The organism is Halomonas sp. LBP4 (genome assembly GCF_003202205.1).
Taxonomy (GTDB): Bacteria; Pseudomonadota; Gammaproteobacteria; order Pseudomonadales; family Halomonadaceae; genus Halomonas; species Halomonas flagellata.
On the sequence record NZ_PDOG01000002.1, the window covers coordinates 560,196 to 573,799 of the forward strand.

At 66.7% G+C, this 13,604-nt stretch carries 11 protein-coding genes; 8 read left to right on the forward strand and 3 right to left on the reverse strand.

Going from position 1 to position 13,604, the window contains the following annotated elements:
• Window positions 1-115: 115 nt before the first annotated feature.
• Complete coding sequence (dnaG, locus tag CR157_RS09690; RefSeq protein ID WP_110283312.1) at window positions 116-1,945, forward strand: DNA primase; 1,830 nt, start codon at window positions 116-118, stop codon at window positions 1,943-1,945.
• Window positions 1,946-2,187: 242 nt separating this feature from the next.
• Window positions 2,188-4,038: an RNA polymerase sigma factor RpoD gene (gene rpoD / locus CR157_RS09695; RefSeq protein WP_110283313.1), complete on the forward strand. Its 1,851-nt coding sequence runs from the start codon at window positions 2,188-2,190 to the stop codon at window positions 4,036-4,038.
• 72 nt (window positions 4,039-4,110) lie between these two features.
• On the opposite strand, the gene CR157_RS09700 is transcribed toward rpoD, so the two are convergent.
• Window positions 4,111-4,767, reverse strand: a complete 657-nt coding sequence (locus tag CR157_RS09700; RefSeq protein WP_110283314.1) for a hypothetical protein — start codon at window positions 4,765-4,767, stop codon at window positions 4,111-4,113.
• An 80-nt stretch (window positions 4,768-4,847) separates the two neighbouring features.
• A complete protein-coding gene (locus CR157_RS09705; RefSeq protein WP_110283315.1) occupies window positions 4,848-5,774 on the reverse strand; it encodes a LysR substrate-binding domain-containing protein in 927 nt (308 codons plus the stop codon).
• Between the two features lie 192 nt (window positions 5,775-5,966).
• On the opposite strand from CR157_RS09705, the gene CR157_RS09710 reads away from it, so the two are divergent.
• From CR157_RS09710 to CR157_RS09735, 6 genes are all read left to right on the forward strand, one after another.
• On the forward strand, window positions 5,967-7,346 hold the full coding sequence (locus CR157_RS09710; RefSeq protein WP_110283316.1) for an L-serine ammonia-lyase: 1,380 nt from the start codon (window positions 5,967-5,969) through the stop codon (window positions 7,344-7,346).
• Window positions 7,347-7,666: 320 nt separating this feature from the next.
• Window positions 7,667-8,440, forward strand: coding sequence for an ABC transporter ATP-binding protein (locus CR157_RS09715; RefSeq protein ID WP_110283317.1), 774 nt, complete (start codon window positions 7,667-7,669; stop codon window positions 8,438-8,440).
• Complete coding sequence (locus tag CR157_RS09720; RefSeq protein ID WP_110283318.1) at window positions 8,437-9,183, forward strand: ABC transporter ATP-binding protein; 747 nt, start codon at window positions 8,437-8,439, stop codon at window positions 9,181-9,183. Before CR157_RS09715 ends, CR157_RS09720 begins: the two co-directional genes overlap by 4 nt.
• A 95-nt stretch (window positions 9,184-9,278) precedes the next feature.
• Window positions 9,279-10,499 carry an ABC transporter substrate-binding protein gene (locus CR157_RS09725; RefSeq protein WP_110283319.1) on the forward strand — a complete coding sequence of 407 codons (1,221 nt, stop codon included), beginning with the start codon at window positions 9,279-9,281 and terminating at the stop codon, window positions 10,497-10,499.
• Window positions 10,500-10,555: 56 nt separating this feature from the next.
• Entirely contained in the window at window positions 10,556-11,443 is an 888-nt protein-coding gene (locus tag CR157_RS09730) for a branched-chain amino acid ABC transporter permease (protein ID WP_110283320.1), read from the forward strand.
• A gap of 4 nt (window positions 11,444-11,447) precedes the next feature.
• Window positions 11,448-12,431, forward strand: coding sequence for a branched-chain amino acid ABC transporter permease (locus tag CR157_RS09735; protein WP_110283321.1), 984 nt, complete (start codon window positions 11,448-11,450; stop codon window positions 12,429-12,431).
• 46 nt (window positions 12,432-12,477) lie between these two features.
• On the opposite strand, the gene CR157_RS09740 is transcribed toward CR157_RS09735, so the two are convergent.
• Window positions 12,478-13,377, reverse strand: a complete 900-nt coding sequence (locus CR157_RS09740) for a LysR family transcriptional regulator (RefSeq protein ID WP_110283322.1) — start codon at window positions 13,375-13,377, stop codon at window positions 12,478-12,480.
• Between the last annotated feature and the right edge of the window lie 227 nt (window positions 13,378-13,604).

Here is a 13,604-nt window from a genome sequence, read left to right on the forward strand (position 1 = left end):
CCGTAGCGCGCTGCGCGGGCCGTCTCAGGAGGGACGCCAAGCGGCCGCCATTCGGTGGCCGCTTGTTTTTTCCGTCGCGCGTTCGTTGCCGCACCGCTCGAGGTAGTTCACCAGGATGGCCGGTCAGATTCCGCAGCGTTTCATCGATGACCTGTTGGCCCGTGTCGACGTGGTCGAGGTAGTCGGCGAGCGCGTGCAGCTGAAGAAGGCCGGGCGCAACCATTCGGGGCTCTGCCCCTTTCACCAGGAGAAGACGCCGTCGTTCACCGTCAGCGCCGACAAGCAGTTCTACCACTGTTTCGGCTGCGGCGCTCACGGCAATGCCCTGCGCTTCCTGATGGAGTACGACAAGCTGCGCTTCCCCGAGGCCGTGGAGCAGCTCGCCTCCCGCCTCGGCATGGAGGTGCCCCGGGAGGGTGCCGACGATCCGCGGGCCCAGGCCCGGGAGCGCAAGCGCAAGGAGGGGGTCAACCTGCTCGAGCTCTCGGCATCCTTCTTCCGCGAGCGGCTGAAGATGCCGGAAGCCGGCGCCGCCCGGGACTACCTGGCGCGTCGCGGGCTGTCGCCGGAGGTGCAGCAGGCCTTCGGTATCGGCTACGCCCCCGACGACTGGGAGGCGCTCAAGCGTCACCTGGGGGAGCGGGGGGTGTCCGAGGCGGTGCAGGTGGAGTACGGCCTGCTGGTGCACCGCGAGGAGAGCGGGCGTACCTATGACCGCTTCCGCGATCGGGTGATGTTCCCGATCCGCGATATCAAGGGGCGCACCATCGCCTTCGGCGGGCGGGTGCTGGGCGATGCCAGGCCCAAGTACCTGAATTCGCCCGAGACGCCGGTGTTCCACAAGGGGCGCGAGCTCTACGGGCTGTTCGAGGCGCGCCAGGCCGAGTCGCGCCTCGAGCGCCTGGTGATCGTCGAGGGCTACATGGATGTGGTGGCCCTGGCACAGTTCGGCATCCGCAATGCCGTGGCGACGCTGGGGACCTCGACCAGCGAGGAGCATCTTTCCCGGCTGTTCCGGCTGGTGGGCGAGGTGGTGTTCTGCTTCGACGGCGACCGGGCCGGTCGCCAGGCGGCCACTCGGGCGCTGGAGACGGTGCTGCCGCTGATGATCGATGGCCGCCAGGCACGCTTCCTGTTCCTGCCCGAAGGCGAGGATCCGGATACCCTGGTGCGTCGCGAGGGGCCGGAGGCCTTCAACGACCGGATCACCTGTGCGAGCCCCTTGTCGGAGTTCCTCTTCGACCAGGCGGCCGCCGGGCGCGACCTGGCCCGCGTCGAGGATCGCGAGCGCTATGCCAGCCAGGTGCTGGCGGCACTCGGCAGGCTGCCGGAGGGCGTGCTGAAATCGCTGATGCTCAGTGAACTCTCGCGTCGTACCGGCGTCGACCAGTCAAGCTTCGAGAATTTGATGGCGCGCAACGCCCCGTCGCCTGTCGAGGCGAGCGCCGTGGGTGACGCGGCCGGTGTATCGGGAGACGAGGCGCCGCCCCCGAGGGGGGAGAGTCGGCGCGGGGCCGGCAGCGGGTCGCTGAGCCTGGTGGCGCGAATGCTGCAGCTGCTGGTGCACGAGCCGTCCCTGATCGAGCGGGTGCCCGAAGGCGACGACTGGTGCCCGGGGGAGGATAGCGATGGTGCGTTGTGCCGGGACGTGATCCGGCTGCTGCGGGCGGGCCGCTACCGCAGCGCCCAGGTGCTGCTGGCGCACTTCCACGGCAGCCACGAGGGCGAGCGGTTGGCGGCGCTGGCGGGTCGTGAGCTGCTGATCCCGCGTACGGCAAGGGGGGCCGAGCTGGATGGGCTGGTCGAGCATTTTCGCCGACACCAGCGGCGCCGGTCGCCCCGAGAGGAGATCGATGCCCTGCTGGCCAGGGAGAAGGCCGGGGAGCGGCTGACACGGGAGGAGCGGCAGCGCCTGATGGCACTGCTCAGCGAACTGCATGGCTGAGATCGCGGGGCCGCCGCCGCCCCGGAACTTTGGCGTCGGGGTTGAATTTTCTCCTACTATCACCATGTAGGAGACAGCGTCCAGCACCGGCGTAACCTGACAACCTAACACACCTGAATGACCGCGCAAATAGATCGAACTGGCAGAAAGGTGCTTTCTACCGCTATACTGTTCGGCTTGATGAGTTTTCTCCGCCTCAGTGCTTCAGGTGCTTCATTCTTCTTCGTCGAGATAGGGTTTCTATGGCTGGAAATGCGCAGCAGCAGTCACGTCTGAAGGAGTTGATCGCGCGCGGCAAGGAACAGGGCTACCTGACCTATGCCGAGGTCAACGACCATCTACCCGAGGATATCGCCGACCCGGATCAGGTGGAAGACATCATCGGCATGATCAACGACATGGGCATCAGCGTCGTCGAGGAAGCTCCCGACGAGGATACCCTGATGATGTCCGATCACTCCACCGACGAGTCGGCCGCCGAGGAAGCCGTGGCGGCGCTGGCGGCGGTGGAGAGCGATGTCGGCCGGACCACCGACCCGGTGCGCATGTACATGCGCGAGATGGGAACCGTGGAGCTGCTGACCCGCGAAGGCGAGATCGAGATCGCCAAGCGCATCGAGGAGGGCACGCGCGAGGTGATGTCGGCGCTGGCCTACCTGCCCGGCGCGGTGGAGTCCATCCTCGGGGCCTATGATGCCACCCAGGACGAAGAGGTGCCCGGGCGGCTGTCCGACCTCTTCTCCGGCTTCATCGATCCCGACGAGGGCATTCCCGGCGTGGCCGAGGCGGAGGTCCCCGAGCCCGAGGTCAGTGACGATCTCGACGGCGACGAGGACGGCGATGATGACGCCGAGGACGACGACACCAGCAGCAGCGAGGGGGGGCCGGATCCCGAAGAGGCCAGGGCGCGCTTCGAGCAGATCCGCGAGCAGAATGCCCTGGTGCAGGCCGCCATCGAGAAGCACGGTCGCCGTTCCCCTGAGGCCCTTGCCGAGCAGGCGCGTCTGGCCGAGCTGTTCTCGCCGATCAAGCTGGTGCCCAAGCATTTCGAGCGGCTGGTCAATCAGGTTCGCATCAGCGTCGAGCAGGTGCGCGCCCAGGAGAAGGCCGTGATGCAGCTCTGCGTCAAGAAGGCCCGGGTGCCGCGCAAGACCTTCATCAAGGCGTTCCCCGGCAGCGAGTCCCGCCCGGAGTGGCTGGACGACTTCGCCGCCGCGAACCCGAAGTATGCCGACCGCCTCGAGCCGCTGCGCGGGGACATCCAGCGTGCCCAGCGCAAGATCGCCTTCGAGGAGGAGATGGTCCAGCTGCCGGTGACCGAGATCAAGGAGGTCAACCGTCGCCTTTCCATCGGCGAGGCCAAGGCGCGCCGGGCCAAGAAGGAGATGGTCGAGGCCAACCTGCGCCTGGTGATCTCCATCGCCAAGAAGTACACCAACCGCGGCCTGCAGTTCCTGGACCTGATCCAGGAGGGCAACATCGGCCTGATGAAGGCGGTGGACAAGTTCGAATACCGTCGCGGCTATAAGTTCTCCACCTATGCCACCTGGTGGATCCGTCAGGCGATCACCCGCTCGATCGCCGACCAGGCGCGGACCATCCGCATCCCGGTGCACATGATCGAGACCATCAACAAGCTCAACCGCGTGTCGCGACAGATGCTCCAGGAGATGGGGCGAGAGCCGACACCGGAAGAGCTCGGCGAGCGTCTCGAGATGCCCGAGGACAAGGTGCGCAAGGTGCTCAAGATCGCCAAGGAGCCGATCTCCATGGAGACGCCCATCGGTGACGACGACGATTCGCACCTGGGTGACTTCATCGAGGATGGCAGCATCCTGCTGCCCGTCGACTCGGCCACCGGCGAGGGGCTGATCGAGGCCACCCGCAACGTGCTCGGCGGCCTCACCGCCCGCGAGGCCAAGGTGCTGCGCATGCGCTTCGGCATCGACATGAACACCGACCACACCCTCGAGGAGGTCGGCAAGCAGTTCGACGTCACCCGTGAGCGGATTCGCCAGATCGAGGCCAAGGCGCTGCGCAAGCTGCGCCACCCCAGCCGTTCGGAGCCGTTGCGTTCCTTCCTCGACGAGTGAGCCTGGGCCCCGTATCAACGACAACGCCCGCGGCCTTGGCCGCGGGCGTTGTCGCTTCGGCCACCTCGATGGCTAGCTTGCCTGTCGAGCCAGCGTCCAGCGCCGGGCCAGCAGGGCCAGTTCGATCACCGCGATCAGGATCAGTGCATAGCCGAACAGCTCCACCACCTCCTCGGCGGCATCCTTGAAGGTGCGCGCATAGTGCTCCTCGAGCACCGCTTCCCAGAAGGCGCTGCGTCCGTAGAGCCGCGAGAAGACATAGGTGGCGAGCACGCCGGCGGCGAACAGGCCGAACGAGAAGCTGTTGGCATAGGCGGCGAATTCGGCCAGGAAGCGTCGCCGTGCGCGGATCACCAGGTAGAGGCTCGGCACGACCACCAGGGTCACCAGCAGCTGCCAGGCGCCGTCGAAGACATGGTTGTCGAGGAAGGCGTCCTGCTCGCGGATCAGCGAACTGAAGATGAAGGCGAACATCAGCAGGGTGACGGTGGGCAGTTGCCTCAGCACCTGACGGGTATAGAGCAACAGCGCCGAGGCGATCGCCAGTAGCCCGCTCTGGGCCAGCTCGATGAAGCCGCGCTCCGAGAAGCGTGCCTCAGGGAAGTGGAGTGCCTCGAGGAAGGCCCCCTGGGCCAGGGCGCCGATCAGCAGGATATAGAGGGTGGCGCGCAGGCAGGTGGCGGCGAAGCCGATCGGCCAGGGCTGGCCGGGAGGCAGCTCGTGGGGCATCTGGGAGTTCCGCGGTGACAATGACATGCAATGTTGTATCGTATTGTATCGTCATCGTGCCACGCTGCCTATGGCCGCGTTCAGTCCGGCGCGGCGGTGCGTCTCGCTTCCTCGACGATCCAGTCGTGCACCGCCAGCACCCGGCGGTCGTCCAGGGCCCCCTGGGCATGCACGATGCCGTAATGCATGCCGGTGGCCACCCGCTGCGGGAAGGGGGCGATCAGGGTGCCGCTACCGAGCTCGCCGCTGATCAGGGTCTGGCGGGCGATGGCCACGCCCATGCCGGCGGTGGCGGCCTCCATGATCAGCTGGTTGCGGTTGAAGGTGTAGCCACGGCGCACATTGACATGGGCCGCCTCGATGGCCTGCAGATAGTGCTCCCACTCGGCGTAGTCGTGGCTGCCGCGCCAGGCCGTGACGTCATGCAGCAACGGGTACCAGGCCAGGTCCTCGGGCCGGCGCAGTGGCGGGCGGCCGCGCAGCAGGGCGGGGGAGCAGACCGGGAAGATCCGCTCCTCCATCAGCGGCGTGATCGAGAAGCCGGGGTAGTGGCCGTCGTTGAGATCGATGGCCAGGTCGAAGTCGCCGTCACGCAGCGAGATGTTGCTGTCCTCGGCGATCACGTGCAGTTCGATGTCGGGAAAGCGTGCCTGCAGGCGCGGCAGTCGCGGCATCAGCCACCGGGCGAGGAAGGAGGGCACCGAGCGCAGGCGGATGATGCCGCTCATCACCCCGGAGCGCAGCCGCTTCACCTCGAGGCCCACCGCCTGGTAGGCCTGGTCCACCACCGCCGCCAGGCGCATGCCCTCCTCGGTGAGCTCCAGCTGGCGCGGGCGGCGCCGGAACAGCTTGAAGCCCAGGCGCTCCTCCAGCTGCTTGATCTGCTGGCTCACCGCGCCGGTGGTCACATGGAGCTCCTCGGCGGCCCGGGTGAAGGAGAGGTGGCGGGCACTGATCGCGAAGACCTTCAGCCAGGCGTGGGTCTGGGCATTGAGATGGCGGCTCATGGTTCAGCTCTGCTAAATTCAGGACGAGATATTATCGATTGTGCTGGTTTGCAGGAGCGTTGAACATAGCGCAAATGCCTCGTCGAGGCATCTGTCATGCGCGATGCGGAAGCGGGATGATTTAGCCAGGCTCATGTATCGTGAAAACAATGTCTTGATGGCGACGGTCGGTGTCGCCCTGGAGCAAGCGAGATGTCCATCAGCGTGTTCGACCTGTTCAAGATCGGCGTGGGCCCGTCCAGCTCCCATACCGTGGGGCCCATGCGCGCGGCTCACGACTTCGTCGAGGAGCTGCGCGCCCGGGACCTGCTGGAGCGGGTGGCACGGATCGAGGTGCATCTCTTCGGCTCGCTCTCGGCCACCGGCATCGGCCATGGGACCGACCGGGCGGTGATCGTGGGGCTGATGGGGGAGCGCCCCGATCGCATCGACCCGGCGATCATCGGCCCCTGCATCGAAGAGCTGCTGGAATCGGGCACCCTGCTGCTGGACGGTCACCTGGCGATTCCCTTCCTCTGGGCCCGGGACATGCAGCTGCACGACGAGAGCCTGCCGCACCATCCCAATGCCATGCGCCTGATCGCCCATGGCCACACTGAGGAGCTGCATCGCAATACCTACTATTCGGTGGGTGGCGGCTTCGTGGTCGACGAGGCTCAGGCCAGCTCCGGCGAGCTGGACAGCGACAGGACGGCCCTGCCCTTCGATTTCAACTCCGCCGCCGAACTGATGGCGCTGTGCCGCATGCACGACCTGCGCATCAGCGAGCTGATGCTGGAGAACGAGAAGGCGTGGCGCAGCGAGGCCGAGGTACGCGGCGGGCTGTGGGAGATCTGGCAGGCCATGCAGGCCTGCGTGGAGACCGGCCTGCACAACGAGGGCATCCTGCCCGGCGGCCTCAACGTGCGCCGGCGTGCCGCGGCGCTGCATCGTCGCCTGCTGGCCACGGAGAATGACGGCAGCCTGATCGCCTCGACCTTCTCCGCCATGGACTGGGTCAATGTCTTCGCCCTGGCGGTGAACGAGGAGAACGCCGCCGGCGGCCGCATGGTCACTGCGCCTACCAACGGGGCGGCCGGCATCATTCCCGCGGTGCTCCACTACTACATGAAGTTCCAGCCCGGCGCGGATGAGCGCGATGTGGTCGACTTCCTGCTCGCCGCCGGTGCCGTGGGCATCCTGTGCAAGAAGAACGCTTCCATCTCCGGCGCCGAGGTGGGCTGCCAGGGCGAGGTGGGCTCGGCCTGCGCCATGGCGGCGGCGGGGCTCGCCGAGGTCATGGGAGGCAGTGTGCCCCAAGTGGAGAATGCCGCCGAGATCGGCCTGGAGCACAACCTGGGACTGACCTGCGACCCGGTGGGCGGGCTGGTGCAGGTGCCCTGCATCGAGCGCAACGCCATCGCCTCGGTGAAGGCGATCAACGCCGCCCAGATGGCCCTGCGTGGCGACGGCGAGCACTTCATCTCGCTGGACAAGGTGATCCGCACCATGCGCGACACCGGGGCCGACATGCAGGAGAAGTACAAGGAGACCTCGCGCGGCGGTCTCGCGGTCAATGCCATCGAGTGCTGAGGCCGCACTCCGAAACACCTTGCAGAACAATCGATGACTGCATCGCGGCGCGATGTCCTCCCGGGGCATCGCGCTTTTGTTTGGTGCGCTATTGAAGTTCCGTGTCTCTACACCATTGGTCGAGTCCGCCCATTCAACTGTTGCCGAGCGGTTTCGACTCCTCTAGCTTACGTTAACGTAAAGGTTAGAGAGTTCTCCGGGGCCGGCTCTCGCCACCGACCTGCCCCCGATGCCGGCAAGGCCAGAACAACCACAACGGCAGACAACAACGACAACAGAACCAATGGCGGATCGTCCGAGGCGATCCAGAGAGGCGACACATGACCCAGGAGTTCATACTGGAGACTCACGGGTTGACCAAGGAATTCCGCGGCTTCACCGCCGTGGACGACGTCAACCTGCAGGTCCGGGAAGGGCATATCCACGCCTTGATCGGCCCCAACGGGGCCGGCAAGACCACCGTCTTCAACCTGCTGACCAAGTTCCTGCCGCCCACTCGCGGCGAGATCCTCTATCGCGGCAAGCCGATCACCGGCCTGAAGGCCAACGAGATCGCTCGCTTGGGCCTGGTGCGCTCCTTCCAGATCTCCGCGGTGTTCGCCCACATGACCGCCCTGGAGAACGTGCGTGTGGCCCTGCAGCGCCCCATGGGCACCTCCTTCCACTTCTGGAAATCCGAGCGCACCCTCGATCACCTCAACGACCGCGCCTTCGCGCTGCTCGAGGAGGTCGGCCTGGATGACTACGCCGAGGTGCTCACCGTGGAGATGCCCTACGGTCGCAAGCGCGCCCTGGAAGTGGCCACTACCCTGGCGCTGGAGCCCACCCTGATGCTGCTCGACGAGCCGACCCAGGGCATGGGCGCCGAGGACGTCGACCGCATCGTCGAGCTGATCCGGCGGGTCTCGAAGGGGCGCACCGTGCTGATGGTGGAGCACAACCTCAGCGTGGTCAGCCGGCTGTGCGACCGCATCACCGTGCTGGCCCGCGGCGCCGTGCTGGCCGAGGGCGACTACCAGAGCGTCTCCCGCGATCCGCGGGTCCGGGAGGCTTACATGGGCAGCGAGGCGGCGGAAGAGGAGGCCAGCGCATGAGCCAGGCGGCCGAGAAGATCACCGACTATCACGACCTCGACGGCGCCGAGATGCTGCGGGTCAGCGACCTGCACGCCTTCTACGGCGAGTCGCACATCCTGCACGGCGTCGACTTCGACGTGAAGCGCGGCGAGCTGGTGACCCTGCTGGGGCGCAACGGCGCCGGGCGCAGCACCACCCTCAAGGCGATCATGAACATGGTCGGACGGCGCACCGGCTCCATCGTGATCAACGGCACCGAGACCCTGGCCATGAAGCCGCACCGCATCCCGCGCCAGGGCATCGGCTACTGCCCGGAGGAGCGCGGCATCTTCGCCAGCCTCGACGTCGAGGAGAACCTGCTGCTCCCCCCCACGGTGCGCTCCGGCGGCATGTCGATCGACGACATCTACGCGATGTTTCCCAACCTCTACGAGCGGCGGCGCAGCCAGGGCACCCGGCTCTCGGGGGGCGAGCAGCAGATGCTGGCCATGGCGCGCATCCTGCGCACCGGCGCCCGCATGCTGCTGCTCGACGAGATCACCGAGGGGCTGGCCCCGGTCATCGTCCAGGCCCTGGGCGAGGTGCTGGTCAAGCTCAAGGCGCGCGGCATGACCATCGTGCTGGTGGAGCAGAACTTCCGCTTCGCCGCGCCGCTGGCCGACCGTCACTTCGTGATGGAACACGGCCAGATCATCGAGGAGATCGGCGCCGCCGAGCTACCCTCGCGACGCGATCACCTCAACACGCTGCTGGGGGTCTGAGCGCCGCTCGCTCGTTCCCCCCAACATCCGGGCAACGTTCACTACTCACCACTGCTACAACAACAAAGGCCCCGACGGGGCCCATGGAGACGAAGATGACTTTCCTCAGGAAGACCCTCGCCAGCGGCATCGCCCTCGCCGCCACCGCCATGATGGCCACCGGCGCCCAGGCCGAGATCAGCGACAACGCGGTACGCATCGGCTATCTCGCCGACATGTCCGGCACCTACCGTGACCTGGCCGGCCCGGGCGGTCTCGTGGCCCTCGAGATGGCCGTGGAGGACTTCGGCGGCAGCGTCAATGGCGCGCCCATCGAGGTGTTCAGCGCGGACGACCGCAACAGCGCCGACGTCGGTGCCAACACCGTGCGCGGCTGGTTCGACCAAGAGAACGTCGACCTGGTCGCGGGCCTGGTGGCCTCCTCGGTGACCATCGCCGTGACCAATGTCCTGAAAGAGCACAACGGCCTGGGCATCGTGTCCGGCTCCGCGGCCTCGAGCATCACCAACGAGCACTGTACGCCGAATCACATCCACTGGGTCTATGACACCTACCCGCTGGCCAACGGCACCGCCAAGGCGGTCGTCGAGCAGGGGGGCGACAGCTGGTTCCTGCTCACCGCCGACTACGCCTTCGGCCATGCCCTGGAGGGCGATGTGATCAAGGTGGTGGAGGACAGCGGCGGCACCATCGTCGGCAAGATTCGCCATCCGTTTCCGACCAATGACTTCTCCTCCTATATCCTTCAGGCCCAGGGGTCCGGGGCCAAGATCATCGGCCTGGCCAACGCCGGTGCCGATACCGTCAATGCCATTACCACAGCTAGCCAGTTCGGCGTGGTGCAGGGCGGCCAGCAGCTCGCCGGCCTGCTGATCTTCCTCAGCGATGTCCATGCCATGGGGCTCGAGGCCACCCAGGGCCTGCTGCTGACCACCGGCTGGTACTGGGACATGGATGACGAGGCACGCGAGTGGGCAGAGCGCTATTACGAGCGCACCGAGCGCATGCCGACCATGGTCCAGGCGGGCATCTACTCCAGCACCATGCACTACCTGAAGGCGATGGAGGAGGTCGGCACCGACGACCCCATGACGGTCAAGACAAGGATGGCAGGGACCCCGGTCAATGACTTCTTCTCCCGTAACGGTCGCATCCGCGAGGATGGCCGCATGGTCCACGACATGTATCTGGCCCAGGTGAAGTCGCCGGACGAGTCCACCGGAGAGTGGGACGTCTACGAGATCCTCGCCACCATCCCCGCCGAGGAGGCCTACCGGCCGCTTTCCGAGAGCCAGTGCGACCTGGTTCAGAACTGAGCAGAGCCCGAACCGGCGGCGGCCTCGGCCGCCGCCCCTGACGGGAGGTCCATGCCATGACGATGATATTCGGGGTGCCGTTGGCGGTGTTCATGGGCCAGCTGATGCTGGGCCTGATCAACGGTGCCTTCTACGCCCTGCTCAGCCTCGGGCTGGCGGTGATCTTCGGCCTGCTGAAGATCGTCAACTTCGCCCATGGCGCCCAGTACATGCTCGGCGCCTTCGCGGCGCTGCTGGCCCTGGAGTACCTGGGGATCAACTACTGGGTGGCCCTGCTGCTGGTGCCTCTCGTGGTGGGGGGGCTGGGGATGGTGATCGAGCGCTACTTGCTGCGCCGGATCGCCCACCTCGACCACCTCTACGGGCTGCTGCTCACCTTCGGCCTGGCGCTGATCGCCGAGGGCAGCCTGGTCAACCTCTTCGGGGTGTCGGGCTCGAGCTACCCGACGCCCGCGGCCCTCCAGGGCGGCATCAACCTGGGCTTCATGTTCCTGCCCACCTACCGCGCCTGGGTACTGGTGGCGGCCCTGGTGGTCTGCCTGGGGACCTGGTTCATCATCGAGCGCACCCGCCTCGGCGCCTACCTGCGGGCCGGCACCGAGAACTCCGCGCTGATGCAGGCCTTCGGGGTCAACGTGCCGCTGCTGGTCACCCTGACCTACGGCTTCGGCGTGGCGCTCGCTGCGTTTGCCGGGGTGCTCGCCGCGCCGCTCTACCCGGTGTCGCCCACCATGGGGTCGAGCCTGCTGATCGTGGTCTTCGCGGTGGTGGTGATCGGCGGCATGGGCTCGATCCTGGGGGCCATCATCACCGGCCTGTCCATGGGGCTGATCGAGGGGCTCACCAAGGTCTATTACCCCGAGGCCGCCAACACCGTGATCTTCCTGGTGATGATCCTGGTCCTGATGCTGCGTCCCGCGGGACTCTTCGGCAAGGAGACATGACGACATGGCCACCACGCAAACCCTGACCCCGGCCATGGAGCGCCAGCGCAATGCTCGCCTGCGCCGTGGCCTGCTCTATCTGGTGCTGATCGCCATCGGCCTCGCGGCGCCCTTCGTCGCCTATCCGGTGTTCCTGATGAAGGTGCTGTGCTTCGCGCTGTTCGCCTGCGCCTTCAACCTGCTGCTCGGCTATGCGGGCCTGCTCTCCTTCGGCCACGCCGCCTTCCTGGCCACCGGTGGCTACGTCACCGGCTATTTGCTGGCCAGTTACCCGGGGCTGACCCCGGAACTGGGCATCCTGGCGGGTACCCTGGCCGCCGTGGTGCTGGGCACCCTGTTCGGGGCCCTGGCCATTCGTCGCCAGGGGATCTACTTCGCCATGGTGACCCTGGCCCTGGCGCAGCTGGTGTTCTTCGTCTTCGTCCAGTCGCCCTTCACCGGCGGCGAGGATGGCCTGCACGGCGTGCCGCGTGGCGAGCTGTTCGGCCTGATCAGCCTGCGCAGCAACCTGGCGATGTACTACTTCGTCTTCGCCGTCTTCCTGATCGGCTTCGCCATCATCCAGCGCACCGTGCACTCGCCCTATGGCCAGGTGCTCAAGGCGATCCGCGAGAACGAGCCGCGGGCGGTATCGCTGGGCTACAACGTCGACGCCTACAAGCTCCTCGCCTTCGTGCTCTCCGCGGGCCTGGCCGGCCTGGCGGGCTCGACCAAGACAGTGGTCTTCCAGCTCGCCTCGCTCACCGATGCCCACTGGCACATGTCCGGCGAGGTAATCCTGATGACCCTGCTCGGCGGCGTCGGCACCCTGTTCGGCCCGCTGGTGGGGGCCGGCCTGGTGGTCAGCCTGCAGACCCAACTGGCGCAGTCGCCGCTGGGCAACTGGGTGAGCGTGATCCTGGGCCTGATCTTCGTGCTCTGCGTGCTGAGCTTCCGCAGCGGCATCGTCGGCGAGATCGCCAAGAGCGTGCGCAAGAACTTCAAGTGAGCCGTTCGGGCGCCCCGCGGGGCGCCCTTCTTGGGGGTGCCGGCGGTCAGGGCGATTGGCGCGGTGCCGGCAGCATCTCGCCGATATGCTCGACCAGGTAGTCGATGAACTGGCGGACCTTGGGCGAGCGGTGGCGGTGGCGGGGATAGACCGCCCAGACCGCGGTGTCGCTGTGGCGGTAGGCATCGAGCACCGCCACCAGGGCACCGCTATCCAGGTATTCATCGACGTAGTAGTCGGGCAACTGGGCGAGCCCCAGCCCCTTGAGGGCGGCATCCAGTAGGGCCGGGCCGGAGTTGGCCTCCCAGGCCCCCTCGACCCGGACCTCTCGGCGCACGCCCTCGACATCGAAGCGCCAGTGGTCCCGGGAGCCGACCAGGCAGCGGTGGTGGGCCAGTTCGGCGAGCGAGTGGGGCTGCGAGATCCGGGTGAAGTAGGCCGGAGAGCCCACCACGTACTCGCGCCGCTCGCAGATCCGCCGGGCGATCAGCGTCGAGTCCTTGAGCGTGCCCATGCGGATGGCGATGTCGTAGCCTTCGTCGATGATGTCCACCTGGCGGTTGGTGAAGTGCATGCGCACCTCGAGCTGGGGGTGCAGGCAGAGGAAGTCATTGATCAGCGGCGCGATGAAGCGTTCACCGAAGGTGGTGGCCGAGGTCAGCTTGAGCACCCCGCGCGGGCGGGCCTGGAGGTCGTTGATGGCCGCCTCGGCCTCGCGGAAGCCGTCGAACAGGTGGTGGCAGTGCTCATAGTAGAGGGCGCCGGCATCGGTCAGGCGGATCTGACGCGTAGTGCGGTAGAGCAGGGTGGTACCGAGCTGATTCTCCAGCTGGCTGACCAGCCGGCTGACATGGGAGTTGGAGACCTTGAGGTGGCTCGCCGCCGCCGCGAAGGTCCCCAGGCGCACCACCTCCACGAAGGCTTCGATTCGATCCCAGCGTTGCATCGGGGCTCCAGAGTGGGGGGATTATTGCTCGTTGGCAATAATGTAGTGTAGTTGGTGCGGTTTATCTCGTGCCGTCGGGTTATCTAGACTGAAAATTGTCCCCCATCACCCATGCCATCGCAGGAGAGTCACATGAAATCACGCGCCGCCGTCGCCCTGGCCGCGGGCCAGCCGCTGGAGCTGACCGAGATCGACGTCGAGGGCCCCAGGGCCGGCGAGGTGCTGGT